Source organism: Algicola sagamiensis DSM 14643, from assembly GCF_000374485.1.
Taxonomy (GTDB): Bacteria; Pseudomonadota; Gammaproteobacteria; order Enterobacterales; family Alteromonadaceae; genus Algicola; species Algicola sagamiensis.
This window is the reverse complement of the sequence record NZ_KB894505.1, coordinates 48950-64374: the sequence shown is the minus strand read 5'-3', so window position 1 is coordinate 64374 and position 15425 is coordinate 48950. Positions and strand designations below refer to the sequence as shown.

Annotated in this window: 15 protein-coding genes; 2 read left to right on the top strand and 13 right to left on the bottom strand. The window is 41.8% G+C overall.

Features of this window, described 5'->3' with window-relative positions; all coding sequences use genetic code 11:
• The first annotated feature begins 12 nt into the window (after nucleotides 1–12).
• Entirely contained in the window at nucleotides 13–1275 is a 1263-nt protein-coding gene (locus C505_RS22855; protein WP_018693978.1) for a DUF1501 domain-containing protein, read from the top strand.
• A gap of 469 nt (nucleotides 1276–1744) precedes the next feature.
• Here C505_RS22855 and C505_RS0117730 read toward each other — a convergent pair whose 3' ends face one another.
• Nucleotides 1745–2371: a c-type cytochrome gene (locus C505_RS0117730; protein WP_018693977.1), complete on the bottom strand. Its 627-nt coding sequence runs from the start codon at nucleotides 2369–2371 to the stop codon at nucleotides 1745–1747.
• 187 nt (nucleotides 2372–2558) lie between these two features.
• On the opposite strand from C505_RS0117730, the gene yihA reads away from it, so the two are divergent.
• Nucleotides 2559–3197: a ribosome biogenesis GTP-binding protein YihA/YsxC gene (gene yihA / locus C505_RS0117725; RefSeq protein ID WP_018693976.1), complete on the top strand. Its 639-nt coding sequence runs from the start codon at nucleotides 2559–2561 to the stop codon at nucleotides 3195–3197.
• A 346-nt stretch (nucleotides 3198–3543) separates the two neighbouring features.
• On the opposite strand, the gene C505_RS0117720 is transcribed toward yihA, so the two are convergent.
• From C505_RS0117720 to C505_RS0117655, 12 genes are all read right to left on the bottom strand, one after another.
• Nucleotides 3544–4383, bottom strand: coding sequence for a substrate-binding periplasmic protein (locus tag C505_RS0117720; RefSeq protein WP_018693975.1), 840 nt, complete (start codon nucleotides 4381–4383; stop codon nucleotides 3544–3546).
• A 316-nt stretch (nucleotides 4384–4699) separates the two neighbouring features.
• A complete protein-coding gene (locus tag C505_RS0117715) occupies nucleotides 4700–5563 on the bottom strand; it encodes an EamA family transporter (protein ID WP_026318067.1) in 864 nt (287 codons plus the stop codon).
• A gap of 110 nt (nucleotides 5564–5673) precedes the next feature.
• On the bottom strand, nucleotides 5674–6495 hold the full coding sequence (locus C505_RS0117710) for a hypothetical protein (RefSeq protein ID WP_018693973.1): 822 nt from the start codon (nucleotides 6493–6495) through the stop codon (nucleotides 5674–5676).
• A 33-nt stretch (nucleotides 6496–6528) separates the two neighbouring features.
• Nucleotides 6529–7689 carry a type III secretion system translocon subunit SctE gene (sctE, locus tag C505_RS0117705; RefSeq protein ID WP_018693972.1) on the bottom strand — a complete coding sequence of 387 codons (1161 nt, stop codon included), beginning with the start codon at nucleotides 7687–7689 and terminating at the stop codon, nucleotides 6529–6531.
• 9 nt (nucleotides 7690–7698) lie between these two features.
• Complete coding sequence (locus tag C505_RS0117700) at nucleotides 7699–8184, bottom strand: SycD/LcrH family type III secretion system chaperone (protein WP_018693971.1); 486 nt, start codon at nucleotides 8182–8184, stop codon at nucleotides 7699–7701.
• A gap of 71 nt (nucleotides 8185–8255) precedes the next feature.
• Nucleotides 8256–8879 carry a hypothetical protein gene (locus C505_RS0117695; protein ID WP_018693970.1) on the bottom strand — a complete coding sequence of 208 codons (624 nt, stop codon included), beginning with the start codon at nucleotides 8877–8879 and terminating at the stop codon, nucleotides 8256–8258.
• 15 nt (nucleotides 8880–8894) lie between these two features.
• Nucleotides 8895–9194: a hypothetical protein gene (locus C505_RS0117690; RefSeq protein WP_018693969.1), complete on the bottom strand. Its 300-nt coding sequence runs from the start codon at nucleotides 9192–9194 to the stop codon at nucleotides 8895–8897.
• A gap of 48 nt (nucleotides 9195–9242) precedes the next feature.
• Complete coding sequence (locus tag C505_RS0117685; RefSeq protein WP_018693968.1) at nucleotides 9243–10328, bottom strand: DUF1521 domain-containing protein; 1086 nt, start codon at nucleotides 10326–10328, stop codon at nucleotides 9243–9245.
• A 236-nt stretch (nucleotides 10329–10564) separates the two neighbouring features.
• Nucleotides 10565–12109, bottom strand: coding sequence for a hypothetical protein (locus C505_RS0117675; protein WP_018693967.1), 1545 nt, complete (start codon nucleotides 12107–12109; stop codon nucleotides 10565–10567).
• Nucleotides 12110–12123: 14 nt separating this feature from the next.
• Nucleotides 12124–12594 (bottom strand): type III secretion system chaperone, encoded by a 471-nt coding sequence (locus C505_RS0117670; RefSeq protein WP_018693966.1) that lies wholly within the window; start codon nucleotides 12592–12594, stop codon nucleotides 12124–12126.
• Between the two features lie 281 nt (nucleotides 12595–12875).
• Complete coding sequence (locus C505_RS22850; RefSeq protein WP_018693964.1) at nucleotides 12876–13514, bottom strand: HD domain-containing protein; 639 nt, start codon at nucleotides 13512–13514, stop codon at nucleotides 12876–12878.
• 164 nt (nucleotides 13515–13678) lie between these two features.
• A complete protein-coding gene (locus C505_RS0117655; RefSeq protein ID WP_018693963.1) occupies nucleotides 13679–15187 on the bottom strand; it encodes a YifB family Mg chelatase-like AAA ATPase in 1509 nt (502 codons plus the stop codon).
• Nucleotides 15188–15425: the final 238 nt, after the last annotated feature.

The window sequence follows — 15425 nt, the reverse complement described above, 5'->3', positions numbered from 1 at the left end:
GGAGGAAAACAAATGAAACGTCGCACTTTTTTACAAAGCCTACTTGCTGGAACAGCGGGTGCACACGCTTGGCTATCAAGCAGTCCACTATCACTGAGCTTTAACCGCGCACTTGCGGCTGAAGGCAAAACGTTGGTTGTTGTTTTTCAACGAGGGGGGTGCGATGGGCTCAACTGCATCGTGCCCTATGCAGATCCTCGCTACTATGTATTACGTCCGACAATTGGGATCCCTGCACCTGATCCTGCAAACCCTGAGTCTGCGATTGATCTCGATGGTACTTTTGGTTTCCATCCCCAGCTAGCAGCTTTACATCCAAGTTGGGTGGCTGGGAATCTAGCACTTTTACCAACTGTTCAATACGATAGTCCATCCCGTTCTCATTTCAGTTCTCAGCATTTTATTGAAAGTGGACAGAGAGAAAATGTCAGTGATGGCTGGTTAAATCGACATTTTCAGACCCAGCAGTTTGCTGCGCAGTTACGAGCTGTTGGGATCAGTAATGAGCTGGTTCAATCTTTACGAGGAAATGCGACAGTCACTTCCATTTCGAATATTGATACGTTTTCACTTGGTATATCAGAGGCTGAGCAAACACTGCTGCTCGGTCACTTAGGCGATCAATATGCATCAACAGATGACATGTTACCAAATCATCGGTTGGTCAATCGATTTGGGTCACAGGTCGTTCAAGACTTAGATGTGATCCAGTACGTAAGAAGCCTACCCTATAACCCCGATAATGGTGCCGTATATCCAAGTTCTAGCTTTGGAAGAAGTATGACACAGGTTGCAAAACTGATTAAAGCTGATGTTGGACTTGAAGTTGCAACGGTTGATATCGGCGGTTGGGATACACACTCAAACCAGGGGGCAGGCCAAGCCAATGGTTCTCAAGCCCGTGCACTACGTAATCTTGCAACAGGAGTTGCTGCATTGTCACAAGATCTTGGTTCTCGAATGGATAATACTGTGATCCTGATTTGTACTGAGTTTGGTCGAACAGCCCACGAAAACGGTTCACGTGGGACAGACCATGGTGTTGCTTCTACCTGGTATGTGCTAGGAAATACAGTCCAAGGTGGAATTTATGGTTCCTGGCCTGGCCTAGATGAAGGCGATCTTGATCGTGGTCGGTTCCTAAGACATACCATTGACTATCGAGATATCTATGGCGATATCCTCACGCAGCACTTAGAAAATAATGCGCTTGAGGAATTACTCCCAGGCCATACTTATCAACCCATAGGACTATTTCAACCACCGGTTGTATAAACGATCACTACACCATCGAGTAGTGCTTGAATATGAAACAAAAAAGGTGGCAGATTTCTCTGCCACCTTTCTTTACTTGAGTGTCCTAATCTGCGCGACACTCCCCAAAAGGTAATTTACTAGTCACTTCCATCTCTTATATATAGTTTCCATACCTCATCATCATCCTGACAATTTCCTTTCCCTGTTCTTAGCGCACACCCCCCTTGATATTCGGCACTCCTATGTGTCCAACACATCAAGATTTTTTATTATTTTCGAAGTTAATGGTATATCAAGATCCGGGATCTGCAAGGTTCAACTCAGAAAAAAATGTCATGAAAATAGCAACAACATGATTTAGTTTGCTTTTTAGTGACAAAGAATATAGGGAAGAAAAGTCGCGATCGCGTAGATGATCATTGGAGATCAAGGGAGAAGAGTCGCTAGTTTGCCACTCTTCTTTCTTGAATTCAGTCAGTTGGGTTGTTTAATGAAGTCCACCCACGTACTGTGAAAGGATCCGGATATCTTCATCCGTTAGTTTTTTCGCAACATCACGCATCATTCCATTTGGGTCGTTAGAGCGACGTCCATCTCGAAACTTTTCTAATTGCGTTTTTACATATGTCGCATGTTGGTAAGAGATTTTAGGGAAGTTAGCAAGCCCCATTCCGTTACCACGCGGACCATGGCAAGCTGTGCAAGCAGGAATGCCGCGCTCTTTATCACCAGCACGGTAAAGTTTCTCGCCCGCAGCAATCACATCTTCAGGTGTACCGCCAGCTTTCGTTTTTTGAGAAGCAAAATACGCAGCTAAGTCCATCATGTCTTTATCACTCAAGTCTTTGACCTGAAGTGCCATGACAGGATCAACACGCCCTTCTTCACCTTGGGAAGTATGACCCAATTTAAAGCTAACCAATTGTTGGTAGAGGTACTCTTGGTGTTGGCCAGCAAGCTTAGGATACATATCTACAGCACTGTTGCCATCCACACTGTGACATGCAACACATGTCGTTGATTTTGCTTTTCCGGCTTCTTTATCGCCATCAAAAGCGAATGCAGAGCCGATGAATCCCAATAATAATGTGACTGAGATTACTATTTTGTTCATGATTATCTGTCTCTATAAATCAGAAAGTGCCCATCCACCAGGCAATAGTTACACCCATTGGATGGGTATTTTACACGATATCATTCATCATGAAATGCCTAAGCGAATTATTTCTACTAAAATATAAGCTTTTTTCTCTCTCAAATGATTGTAGAATAGCGCCCTCATGTTTTTCAGGAGTGAGTTCGTGTCAAAATCTATCATTAAATATCAAAAGGCAAAATTCTTAACTAGTGCCCCAAGCATACGCCAATTGCCTGAGGACACAGGTTATGAGGTTGCTTTTGCTGGCCGTTCAAATGCCGGAAAGTCGAGCGCATTGAATCGCTTAACACAGCAAAAAGGGCTTGCTCGAACCAGTAAAACTCCTGGTAGAACACAATTAATCAACGCTTTCGATATTGAAGATAACCGTCGATTGATTGATTTACCTGGTTATGGGTTTGCGAAAGTTCCACTCGAAATGAAGAAGAAGTGGAATGAGTCTCTTAGCGAATACCTACAGATGCGCAAAAGTTTGAAAGGCCTTGTTGTACTCATGGACATCCGCCATCCGATGCGAGATCTCGACCAAGATCTCATCCACTGGGCCGTCGGTTCAAACTTGCCAGTACTTGTTCTACTCACAAAAGCAGACAAACTGTCTCAAGGCAAACGTAAAAGTGAAGTCCTCAAAATTCGTGAAGCTTCTCTAGCATTCTGTGGTGATGTAACAGTCCATGCTTTTTCTTCTTTGAAAGGGTTTGGTGTCCAGGAGCTAGCATCAAAGTTGGATCATTGGTTTGATGCAATACCCGTAGTAGACGAAGACAGCGACGAGCTATAGAAACAACTTCGCTTCTCATTGGTGTTGCTGGCTTATCCAGCAACAGCTAGCCTCCCCTTTTCCAACCCATTTACTTCATTACACAGGTATACAAAACCACTTTTTCAGTTTTGGTTTCTTACTCATCTCGGGAAATAAATAGAATATATGCTCTAAAAAGAAAAGACCGATGTTTGTTGCCAAACATCGGGTGTAGCAAATGGGGAGAAGCTATCAAATACTCGTCAAAAACAACAGGGTGTCTCACAAGAGACGAGGGCATTATAACAGCGATTTTTGAAAATTAAAGTATTTACTCTAAAAATTTCAAAAAAAATTTAATTGATTGATTTTTATCAAAGAGCAGCTAATTCAATTTGGTATGTAATTGAAAAGATGTCTTCGCTATCTGTTCAAGGGCTCCACTTTTCTTGAGCTGATAAAGCTGGCTGTCAAAAGTTTTACGAAAAACATATTGGAAAGGATACTTTCCTTTCATAATAGCGACTTCAGAATAGCCAATATAAACAGGATCCACACCAACTGTTGGTCCTTTGCGAATAGGAGAATGACGTTCGCCAGCTTTCACATTATACCGCCCCAAACTCATCATCTGATTAAATATCGCATCAAATGACCGCTCTTCCGCAAGCATACAATCCGCGCGTCGTTTACCAAGCATCAAAATATTATTCTCAACTCCATGCACTTCCTGATATTTAATAACCCCTTCTTTCACCAACTCGCGAAATTGTTCCCCACCCCAACCATCGAAACCGGGCATATTTGTAATCGTTAACCCAACATAGTCCGCTGGCCAATTTGTTCTTGGTGGTGAGAGAATGTCCGCTCGGCATACAACAATAATACGCTCTTCAAAAAATGGTAATGAATACGGATATAAATATGGCCAATCATGTCCATGGTAAAAAGCTGGCGCAAGTGCTAACCCTTCTCCCATCTCCATCACTTGTTTTCCTCGTTTCCATGGAACTGGTTCCATTTTGACATCATAGCCTGGCATCTTCTCAAAAATGGCACTCAGGATATCGATGTAAACCCCAACAGCTTTATTATTGATTTGATACGAATATGGCGGGTAATTATCATCAACCAATATTGTCACAGGGATCTGTTTCTGCGCATACACAAAGCTTGAGCATAGATATAAAGCCAACAATAAAATCATTTCGAAGCAACGAAACATGGCGCCCGTCCATTAGAAAAACCATCATTCTTCATAGTATAGGGGGTCATTATCATTCGTGATGAGGAAGATCTGGAACGCATCCATTTTTTCATTTGTTACACTGAGGAGTTGATAATTTTAGGGTAAACCTCATGCCCGCCATAAGCCGATATCACTAGTAGATCCATCAAGCTAAATATTGCATGCAATCCCATCTAGAGTCGTCACTCTGTCTCGCAGATGTGACAGCATCTGTTCATACTTCACCGTTTCGACAAAGCGTCAACGTCAGCTTTCGCACCCTTTTCAGGTAAAAAGAACCCTTAGCAAGCAACTAAGCCTGTGTTGCTTGCTTCTTTTGAGCGAGAAAACTGAAATACAAAGAAAGCATCAATAATCCAGAACCGAGTATCAAACTCTGCCACTGCGCGTCCTTATGCCAAAGAACAACATTCACGATGATCCCGGCTGGGATCAGCACATTATTCATGACCGCAATGTTGGACGTTGAAGTTCGGCGACAGCCCAAATTCCAGCATAGATAGCCAACCCCTGAAGCCACAATACCAAGCCATAATAATACGCCCCATTGGAAGTGATTTTGGGGAAGTTTCTCCCAATTCGCAAAGCAAATCGTCGCAAATAAACTAATGCACAATGCCCCCAAAAAGAAATAGCTAAAAACCTGTAAATGGCTGACAGAATCAGGCAGCCGAAGCCGTTTATATGCCACTTGCCCAAAAGCAAAACTCATATTTGCAAGCTGGACCAAGACTACGCCCACCCAGTAATCATCATGCACTGGCTGATATCGAATCACCGCCGCTGCTAATATCGCAAGCCCTATCGCTAGCCAGCTTATGGCTGAAGGCCATTGCTTTTGACCTATTCCATCAAATAAAGAAATATAAAAAGGTGTCAAAATGGTATACATCAGGACTTCTTTTGCAGATAAATGTAAGAAGCTATGATAGAAAAAGAGATACATCAATCCCAGCTGAACAGCACCAATTCCAGCAAGTTTGACCCCTAACGAAAACAGAATTTGTCTTGGCCGCCAGAAAGGCATCAAAATCAAGAACGCCAACACCATTCTACTCAGCACCGAAATGTATGGGTCAACTTTCCCTGCCAGATAGACTTCAATTAGCGAAAAACTAAAAGCCCAAATGAACGTTGTAAACCAGAGATATCGCATCCGACCGTCACCAAAAACTGAAAAAAGTTGATTCTAAAAAATGCATCTCTTAAATACAAGAAACCCCCGCATGTTGAAAAGCATGCCGGGGTTTAAAAGGTCTAAAACAATTAGCCCTGTCGTATCATCTGACTCTCGGCCTCAAATTCTAGTCTTTTAACTTCTTTAAGTGTTTCCCTTATGTCACGAAGAAACTGAGCCATGTCATTATACATTACATCTTGATCTTGAGCTTTATCACCGTGCGTCTTCTTCAAACCATCCATTATCATTGCTTCAGCATCTTTCGTTGCACCAGACAGCTCAAATCCTGAAGACCCCATTTTCATAGAGCTTTCTAATATTTGTGCAAAACCTTGGTAAAATGTATTTGTGGCCTGAGACAACGATTGTGCATTATCGCCTGAGCCGAATGATTTCCATGCAGATCTAAATGCACCAAACGCGTTTAAGCCACCAGCCGCCATTTGCCCGCCGGCAGCCAACATTGATCCCACATAACGGTCATATGCCGCCTCCATCCTTTTGTCTGCAGCCTCATATGCTTTTGAGAGCTCTAACTCACGCTCAGATGTTCTTACCTCTTTTGATGTATCACGCATATGTTGCGCAATTTCATGGAATAGAACCATGATCTCAGCCAAGTCTGCTAATGCTTTCTTGTCAGATGATAATCTTTCGAAAAAGTTCTCTGCATCGCTCTTATCAACTATTGAAACATTACCATCAGGAGGATCCAGTAACGGTGGACTGAAAACTAGGATGTTACCATCATTTTTTTTGACTGTTAATTCACCCTCTTTCGACATAGTTACAGTTGCGACCTGACTAAGATCAGCTGGGCTCTTTGCTTGTACCTTCTGGTTTTCCTCACCCGACTGTTGAAGAAGCCTCGGGTCTTGGCCGACATGACCAGTATTATGTACTACCATAATTTAAATCTCCAAGATTATAAAAAACAAAATTTATTTAAGGTTACTGGTTACAAAATGTTTTGAATCATCAGATAAACGCTGATGTTCAGCAATCTTCAATCCAGTTTCCTCCATATCCTTTAAAACATCCTTAATTACCTTTTGCAGGTCACCTATAACGAACATAATTTTTTGCATAGCCGCATCAATTTTTTCCGCTAGGATACTTAACTGTTCAGCTTTATATCCAGTTGTGGCAGCAACCATATTGGCAGCACCCGCCCCGATCTGAGCAACTGCACCAGTAGCTTGTGCTCCTGCTTTAGCTAAATTGCCACCTCTGCTTGCAAACATTGCAGCAGCAGAGGCAGCTTTACCTCCAGCTGATACACCAAGACCAAGCGAAGATGCACCACCAGTAGCAAACATTGATGGTATTGCCATAATGATGACGGTAGCGGTAACTATCCAAGGAGCAGCTTTCATTGCATCTTCATGAGAAAGAGGTTTGTCCAAAATACCCATACCAACTAAGAGCTCTGAACCAAATACAAGTACATCGGCCACGGCTTCATTCAACCAATCGCCCGTTTCTGCAGAGATAGCAGCCACTAATTGCAGTGCAGCGCTAGCAATCAGCAATGCTCCTGCAGCTGCCACAAATGGCGCAAACGGGCCAGCAAGCGGAGCTGCCAAGATTAACATCGCACCAATTACCGTTGAGACTACAACTGAAGCAACAGTCGCTATCCAGCCAAATACTTTCGCAAAAATACCTTGGTTTTTCGCTTCCTCTTGCTTTTTGATAGCTTCATCAATTTTCGCCAGCTTTTCTTTATTTAGCTCTTCACGACTATCCATTTTTTTGCGAATTTGTTCCGAGTTATGCACTAGACGTTCATCAGAGAGAGTCTGGTTCACTCCAAATAATTCCCTTATGAGATCTTCCATATCAGATAGCTTTTCTTTTAGCCTCTCCGACTTTATCTTCCCATATATCGGTTTTTCAATTGGTGGTTGATAAGTGCTTTGATTTGCGTTTTGGGGTTTTAAATCATTCCCATTTGAAACAACAAGATCTGGGTCTTTATCTAAATACTCCTTGATCACACCCTGCGCTTCTGTAGACTGTCGATGTGCTTCACTTTGGAGATTGCCTTCCAAAAATGCCTGCGGAGACATATCGACATTTGGTACTTTGTTGATAGCCATATAACTAACCTACTTCTCTTGTTTGGCCCTAACCAGCTCAAGAAGGCTTTGTGCCCTTGACTTAGTTTGAGCGTAATCCGGATTATCTCCAGCAAACTCGACTGCTGCATAAAATCCACTTTCCGCTTTTTCATAATCTGCCATTGCTAAATGACACTCGCCTGCATATAACGGCGGGTGCGGGTCATTTACATCAAGCATTCCAGCATACGAATATGCGTCAACTGCCTCTTGATAGTTTTGCTGCATTTGATGGCATGCTGCCAAGCCCATGAAATACTTCTTATTAAAATGATCAAAGAAGCCTAAGAATTTGAAAATCTTTAGAGAGTCTTCATACTTTTGAACTTGATATAAATTGTAAGCAACATTATAAATTGCTTCCATACTGCCATCGCTAAAGTTTTTCAAATCTTTAAAGGTACCACCTTTGCCAAGAAACTCTTCAAGTAACTTAGTAACATCTTCTGCTGCTTCACTGACTTGCTCAGTCATAACTAATTGCTCCTGCCTGCTTTAATTGGCCGAAAATTCGACCAACCTTCTTAAAAACTTCAAACCAAGTATTAACGTAAATTTGCGATAATCGTGCCCAAAGAGCTTTGGTATTTGCTCAAGAAGTTAGACAACGCTTCAAATGTCTGGTTGTATTTACCCATCTTCGCTTGCAACGATGCCATATCCAGCTGTGAATTTGATGTTAAAGAGTCGATCGTTGTACTTGTATTATTGATGATTTTTTCCCATCCATTTTTATCAAATTCAACCGGATTTGATTCAAAATGAGCGTCAAATTGATCTTTAGAAATTTCACCTTTCTTATACTTTTCATAGACTTCATCCGCCTTAGCTGTCGCAGTACTTGAAGGCATTGATACACCTTCCTTTTTAAAGAAGGCGTACATATCTGATGACATTGTGGCTTTGCCATCATCGTCTTCTATCGAGTTATGCTGTATCCTTGCTTCTTGTAAGAATTTATTTGCTTCTTTCAAAATTCCATTTTTTCTTCGGATCTCCTCAATCTCTTGACGAACCTGATCATCAAGAATATTGGCTCGATCTGTTTGTACCTGCCACATTAGCTCATCAAGAGAGAGCTGATATTGGTCAAAACTAGTTTGTAATGGACCCGAGCCAATCGGATCCGGTTTTGGGAAATTTCCAGTTGATGCAGGTGTTGATGACATTTGACTACTCCAAATTTAAATAAATACGCGATTACGTCTTGGCCCAGAACGTCTTGGTGATAGCTCTGCTTTCTTTTGATCGACAGCATGCTTGACCTCAACATCTAACTCTTGAAAAAACTTACGTTGCTCTTCCTCAACCTGCTGACGTTGAGCTGGACTCAATTTTTCCAATGACATTAGTGCCTCTCGCTCTACACCATAATTTGCAAAAAGATCTTCTGTCGCTTGGAGCATTGCCAATGCCTGCTCCATAATATCTTCTTGTTGACGCAAAGTTTCTTCAACTTTCTGCTCTGTTGTTTGCTTTGACATAATCTTTTCCTAATTCTTCACCACATAACCAAAAGAGAGCCCCTTCGGTTAGCGTAAGTTACCAGTTATAGAATCCAGTGAGCTTTGATACTTCGATAAAAAGTTTGATAACTGTTCAAACGATTGATTGTATTTGCCCATCACAGATTGTAACTTCGTCATCTCTAGCTGAGAGTTACCAGTCAAAGAATCAGTAAAACTTCCGATACCCTGCTTTAAACTTTCAAGCGTAGTCTCATCCATTATTATGACTGATCCATTTGCAAATGACGTATAATCGAAACCGATTTCATTTAATAACGCCCTATTTGCATCCGTCAGTGACATTGTATAATACTCACCAGTTTGCGCATTATAATTGACTTTATCGCCTTGCGTCAGATCGCTGCCCTGCAACTGTTTCCAGTCATTAACTTTGCCCGTTGCACTTACAAACACCGCACCATCGTTAATATCTTTGTCAGAAAACAGTGTCCCATCATGGGTTATCTCAAACGTGTCATTCGCAACACCGTCTGTACCAGAGTTATCTGACAAGTTTGAGACTTTAATCTGCTCATTGCCACGTGCAATATATAATGCGTCCGATACTTTTTCATTATTATTCCAGTCTGTTGTTGCGACTGTTATTTTCGTACCATTTGGTAATATAAATGACGACTGGTCTTTAAAGTCCCAGCGCCCGTCAGCTTCATCAACATGCGGATCACCCCAGATACGCGTGGAAGAAGCTATCTTTGGATCACCGTTAGTATCCAAAACTGGGTTACCGTGCTTATCCATTTCGTACTCAACAATTTTCCACGAACGATTCGCACCAGTTTGTTCAACGATAACCCCGTATCCATCTCCTAAATTTAAGAACTCATCTCCATTTGACAGCTCTTTTTGTGAAAACGGCGTCTGATTTGTTGGTTGAGAAAAATGCCCTAATCGAACCTGAGACACCAACTCATTCATCTGCCTTAGTTTGTCATTCTGACCTTGCACTTTTGATGCTTGGCCTCTAATTTGTTCATCTAAAATTTTTGAGCGTTCCGTCATTACGGTCATAAATAAATCTTGAAGATTTATATTTGCAGTATTCCCTACTTGCAGGTTGTTCGTCACACCTGCATTAATTTGCATTGTCATAATGCGCTCCTGATTGTGTGGGCGTTGCCCTTGTTATTTTTGTACCGCTCATTGAATGAGTAACGAACAATTAAAAAAGGTTGCAAAAATAAATTTTTCATCAAGACAAAGCGCAAATGTAGTCACGAAACGCGATTATCAAAATGAGAAAAGCTGAAACGATGATGGTCAATGGAGCCATAAGCAATATGGCTCCGAGTATTTTCAATGATGCCATGATTAAGCTTTTCTTTAAGCTATAACCAACCTTCTGCTGCGTATAACATCCGCAATGCACTCGGTGTACCTTTTGTACCATCTTCCTGGGGGTAATCATGCATGAGCTCCGCGCGCTCTATCTCTCTTTTTTCCAATGGAATAAAAGCTTTACTTTTTGCTGGCTCAGAAGTATCACGCTGCAAATCATCCAAAAAGGTTGAATGAAACTGACGATTTCCTTTGAGTGGATTATGTAATGCCCCGAAGCTCAACGATTCTATTAAAGCTTTATTGTGATCTTTAAGCGCTATCTGAGTTTGATCGCCAGGGACCAGGTCTTCTTGTGGGAATGAACCTAGTTCCCTTTTTAATTCCATACGTGCATTTTCTAGATCCTTCCACTCCTTAGGTGTATCAGGGTTTTCCGTGATATCGGAGTTTTCCTCTGGCCCAAGATAAAGTAATAACGCTCGAACTACATTCGCATTTTGATGTAAGTCAAAACTTTGATGTAAGTCTTTATCTGCAACTTCCATCCGAGGTAGGATCGAAAGGTCTTCCCTTATCCCATCATTCCCAGCCATCTCCGCAAGTTGCGCAACACCCGTATAGTTGACACCTTGTTTAGCAACAGCAATCGATGAGGAATAGCCAGCTTTTGCAACCATCGCTGTTGTTGCACAACAAGCAGCTTCTGCAATTTGCTCTTTAATCATTTCCCCCATCCCCAGGCTTGTTCCTGTCATGACGGTACCCAAAGGTAATGTTGTGGTGGTCACAGTCAACTTTGCGGCCGTGTTTGTCGCATCTTTTTCATGGCCACCATAAAGCGTATTCGCCAACGCACTTGCAAAATCATTTTTTAATCCAGATTTTTCTTGAGCAAGTACGGAAAGAATTGCACCGTGAGCAGCCTCCTTATCAGAAGACTCACATATTTTATGCATTGCAATGGCTAATCCTAAAGGAGGGATAAGAACACTTAATACAAACTTCCCGACACTCATCAGGTTTTCTGTCGACTCTTTTCTCGATAGCTTTTGAATCACAACATCATCATGGTTATGGGAATCTTTCATAACATCGATTGGCCCCATGACATACTTCTCTGCCAATCCTCTTGCTCCGCCTTCTTTTTCCCCCGGAGCAATGTGCTTTAAGACCTCAATAAAGCGATTATCACTTGCAACAGATCGGAACAACATCGTTAGCTTGTTGAATTGTTCTGCATTAATTTGTAACTGAGGGACCAATCGCTTAATTTCCGCAACATCTCTTTGGGTAATTGGCTCTCCAGACCAGGCTTTTGCTCTGACAATAGAAAATGCTTTATCACCCAGGTGATCAAAGTCATTTTTTAGTGCAATCCCTAATTCAGCCCCAGTTGTTTTATTTTCCTTGAGAAAGTCACCTGTCGAGTGACCATCAGCTAAATTACAGATCGTGCTCAAACGAGAGCCCTTATCAAAAAAACCAGCCGCTTCCACTTTCCCGTCTTTTGCCACAACACGAGTGTCACTTGCTGAAGCAACAGAGAAGAAATCTTTACTGTTGTATTGCCCTGTCACATTTAAATTTGTCATTGATGTTATCTCCCTTAGACCCTTGTCATCATCGTTGCATCCATTTGATTAATATTCGTGACTTGATCAGCACTCGTTATTGTATCGATTAAGTTGTGTTGATAATTTTCAAGTTGTATTTTCCAAAAAGCCATTGCTTCTACGAGATCAGCTAATAATGTTTCAAACCTTTCGAAGGTTAACGCTGATTCGTATACTCTTCGTGAAAGAACAACTTCACGGGTCTGTGGATTCAAACCCAATGCAAAACCTTTCGCACCAAGCCCGAAGAAATTTGAATGGAGTAGTTCTTCATAAATATCTTTTGAACAAACATCTGCCAAGGTTGGTAAATTTGCAAAAAAAACGACTTCCTGGTCATTATTCTGTTGAAGATAGACCGGAAATTGCTGGTCAATCAGAAGTGCACAATGCCCATTTTCATCCAGAGAAATTGCATTTTCCTCAATGTGCTCTGACATTTGCTGTAGTAGTTCACGCAACATAAGTCATCCTAAAGTTTTATTTTTGTTTTTTATTGATTCCTTGGTAACTATAAAGGATTACAGGTTGTACAGTCACGTGAATTTTTTGTTCAAAATGGGGAAAAATAGAGCATTCAAGCATTGAGCGAAAAAATAACAAATATGGCGTGGTATTTCAGTCAGAAATTATGATGAAAAAAAATATTTATTCAGATAATGAAAGAGGATTTTTGTCAAGAATTGTAAACCAAGTGGCAGGCATCGCACCTGCACTTCATAGAAATATGTATGAGAAAAATCTGCTATAGAATTTCAGACATTAAATCATCAACAAACTGACGTAAATAAGCAGCTCTTTGCTCTGCAAGGCGCTGACCCGCTTTCGTTTGCATCGACCCTGGTAGGTGATACAATTTTGTAAAAAAGTGATCCAGCGCAAATGCTTTATCATCCATCTCCCTTGTATGCGCCAGTGGATCTTCGGGATGAAACAACGCTGATTTCATCCGGCCAGCCGTATAAAATACTCTTGCCAAACCCATTGCGCCAAGCGATTCAATTCGATCAGCATCTTGGACAATTTTTGCCTCAAGTGTCATTGGATCAACACCAGCAGAAAAACTATGTGCCTCAATGGCGTGACTGATCCCTGGATATTTCTGAATACATATCTCAGGCAGACTTGATTTGATCAAATAAATTGCCTTTTCTGCAGCCATTTTTGAAGCCTGAGAACGTCGTGGATCATTTTTGGGGATATTGACAATATCATGAAGGTAGCAAGAGACGAGAACCGTTTCCTGACATACGTCAGAAGAGACCTCTGGGATCATAATCTGTGCATTCTTCCAAACACGGCGAACATGGCTTAAATCGTGGGCAGCATCATCATCCATATGAGTGAGTAGAATCGATTCCAGTTTTTGTACCAATGGCTTCATATAGACTCCTTTGAAGTGAGATACAGAAAAGCGAGATGAGACGAGTTATTATCTTTCATTCCCACCCTTTAATTCTAGATATATTTTCTGACTTCTTTAGTGCCATTCACAAAAATTATTCGACTCAATTAATAGAGCAACACATTCAAGCGTACAACAAATCACTATTGCTGCATGTTCTTTAGGAGCCTATCCATCGCTCGAAAACCAAGTGCTTCTGCCAAATGAGGTCGTTGTATATTCTCTTCTCCTTGTAAATCTGCGATGGTGCGTGCCACTTTTAATATCTTATGATAAGCCCTCGTCGATAACTTTAGCCGCTCCAAAACATTTTCCAAAAACTCAGCATCTTGCTGAATAAGCTGTGTTGCTTGCTTTAAAGGATCTCCAGAAAGAAGTGCGTTTGGGCAACCTGAGCGATTGAGTTGTTTCTCTCTCGCCTGGATGACCCTTGCACGTACATCAGCACTAGTTTCAAAGTCAGGTAAGCGTCTAGAAAGGATCCCTTTTGGTAAACGAGGGACTTCTAATTGAATATCAATTCGATCAAGTAAAGGGCCAGAGAGTCGATTTAAATAACGCATGACTTGATCTGCTGTCGCTCTTCCATCCTCATGGTGTCCTGTCGGACTTGGATTCATTGCAGCAACAAGTTGAAAACGTGATGGAAAGTCAGCTTGTCTGGCAGCACGTGAGATCGTGATTTCTCCTGTTTCCATTGGTTCACGTAGAACATCCAAAACTTTTCGATCGAACTCAGGAAGTTCATCCAGAAACAGTACACCATTATGAGCCAAACTGATTTCTCCGGGTTTTGGCTGACTCCCGCCACCCACAAGTGCAACTGCACTGCTCGTATGATGTGGCGCACGAAATGGTCGTTGGCACCAGCTTCTATAGGAGAGCCGTTTTCCACAAATAGAATGTATTGCAGCAGTCTCAACGGCTTCTTCTTCTGTCATAGGCGGCAGAATCGAGAGTAAACGCTGTGCTAACATTGATTTACCAGTTCCTGGCGGGCCAAGAAATAAAAGGTTATGCTGGCCAGCTGCTGCTATTTCTAAAGCACGTTTTGCAACCTGCTGGCCGATGACATCCCGCAAGTCATAGTGAAACTGCATCTCATTCGGCATTGGCGCGGATTTACCTAACTCCAAAAGATCCTGCCCCAATAAATGGTGGTAGAGTTCTTTAAGTGACGGTGCTGCAATGCATTTCGCTTCCCTGACCAAGCTCGCCATTTTCATGTTTCCTTCAGGAAGAATACAATAACGATCCAATTGTTTTGCAGCCAAAGCGAGTGGTATTTCTCCATGAATATTTCTCACTTTTCCAGACAGCGCTAATTCGCCATAGAATTCGTATTTTGATAAATCGATACCTGGCAGCATATCACAGGCACTCAATATCCCTATTGCTATCGGCAAGTCGAAACGCCCACCCTCTTTTGGTAAATCTGCTGGGGCTAAATTGACAGTGATCCGCTTTGCTGGAAACTCAAAACCAGAATTCTGAAGAGCACTTTTGACACGATCGCGGGCTTCTTTCACGGAAGTTTCGGGCAGACCGACGATGGAAAAACCGGGGAGTCCATTGGCAATATGGACCTCTACTGTAACTTGAGGCGCTTCTATCCCATTACTGGCACGAGTGTGTACGATTGACAACGTCATTGTCCTATCCTTGGTTCTTGACTTTGATACAAAAAAATCAGCTTTTGCTCAATGTCGAAGTTCAGTCCTTGATTTCACTGAAAATCATAACACTAGTTAGGTGCCTAAAAAAATAATACTTAAATAGTATTTTCAGTATTAAAACTATTCCGTTTTAGCCTAAAGCTCCGTCTGTTCTTTCCATGCTTGCCCAATGATAAAACAACAAAATCAAACTGACCTGAATACTTAATCGATC

Bases quoted from the DNA above. Each gene is read 5' to 3' on its own strand.
- C505_RS22855 (WP_018693978.1), top strand. From the start codon at position 13: ATGAAACGTCGCACTTTTTTACAAAGCCTACTTGCTGGAACAGCGGGT.
- C505_RS0117730 (WP_018693977.1), bottom strand. From the start codon at position 2,371: ATGAACAAAATAGTAATCTCAGTCACATTATTATTGGGATTCATCGGC.
- C505_RS0117720 (WP_018693975.1), bottom strand. From the start codon at position 4,383: ATGTTTCGTTGCTTCGAAATGATTTTATTGTTGGCTTTATATCTATGC.
- C505_RS0117715 (WP_026318067.1), bottom strand. From the start codon at position 5,563: ATGCGATATCTCTGGTTTACAACGTTCATTTGGGCTTTTAGTTTTTCG.
- C505_RS0117710 (WP_018693973.1), bottom strand. From the start codon at position 6,495: ATGGTAGTACATAATACTGGTCATGTCGGCCAAGACCCGAGGCTTCTT.
- sctE (WP_018693972.1), bottom strand. From the start codon at position 7,689: ATGGCTATCAACAAAGTACCAAATGTCGATATGTCTCCGCAGGCATTT.
- C505_RS0117700 (WP_018693971.1), bottom strand. From the start codon at position 8,184: ATGACTGAGCAAGTCAGTGAAGCAGCAGAAGATGTTACTAAGTTACTT.
- C505_RS0117695 (WP_018693970.1), bottom strand. From the start codon at position 8,879: ATGTCATCAACACCTGCATCAACTGGAAATTTCCCAAAACCGGATCCG.
- C505_RS0117690 (WP_018693969.1), bottom strand. From the start codon at position 9,194: ATGTCAAAGCAAACAACAGAGCAGAAAGTTGAAGAAACTTTGCGTCAA.
- C505_RS0117685 (WP_018693968.1), bottom strand. From the start codon at position 10,328: ATGACAATGCAAATTAATGCAGGTGTGACGAACAACCTGCAAGTAGGG.
- C505_RS0117675 (WP_018693967.1), bottom strand. From the start codon at position 12,109: ATGACAAATTTAAATGTGACAGGGCAATACAACAGTAAAGATTTCTTC.
- C505_RS0117670 (WP_018693966.1), bottom strand. From the start codon at position 12,594: ATGTTGCGTGAACTACTACAGCAAATGTCAGAGCACATTGAGGAAAAT.
- C505_RS22850 (WP_018693964.1), bottom strand. From the start codon at position 13,514: ATGAAGCCATTGGTACAAAAACTGGAATCGATTCTACTCACTCATATG.
- C505_RS0117655 (WP_018693963.1), bottom strand. From the start codon at position 15,187: ATGACGTTGTCAATCGTACACACTCGTGCCAGTAATGGGATAGAAGCG.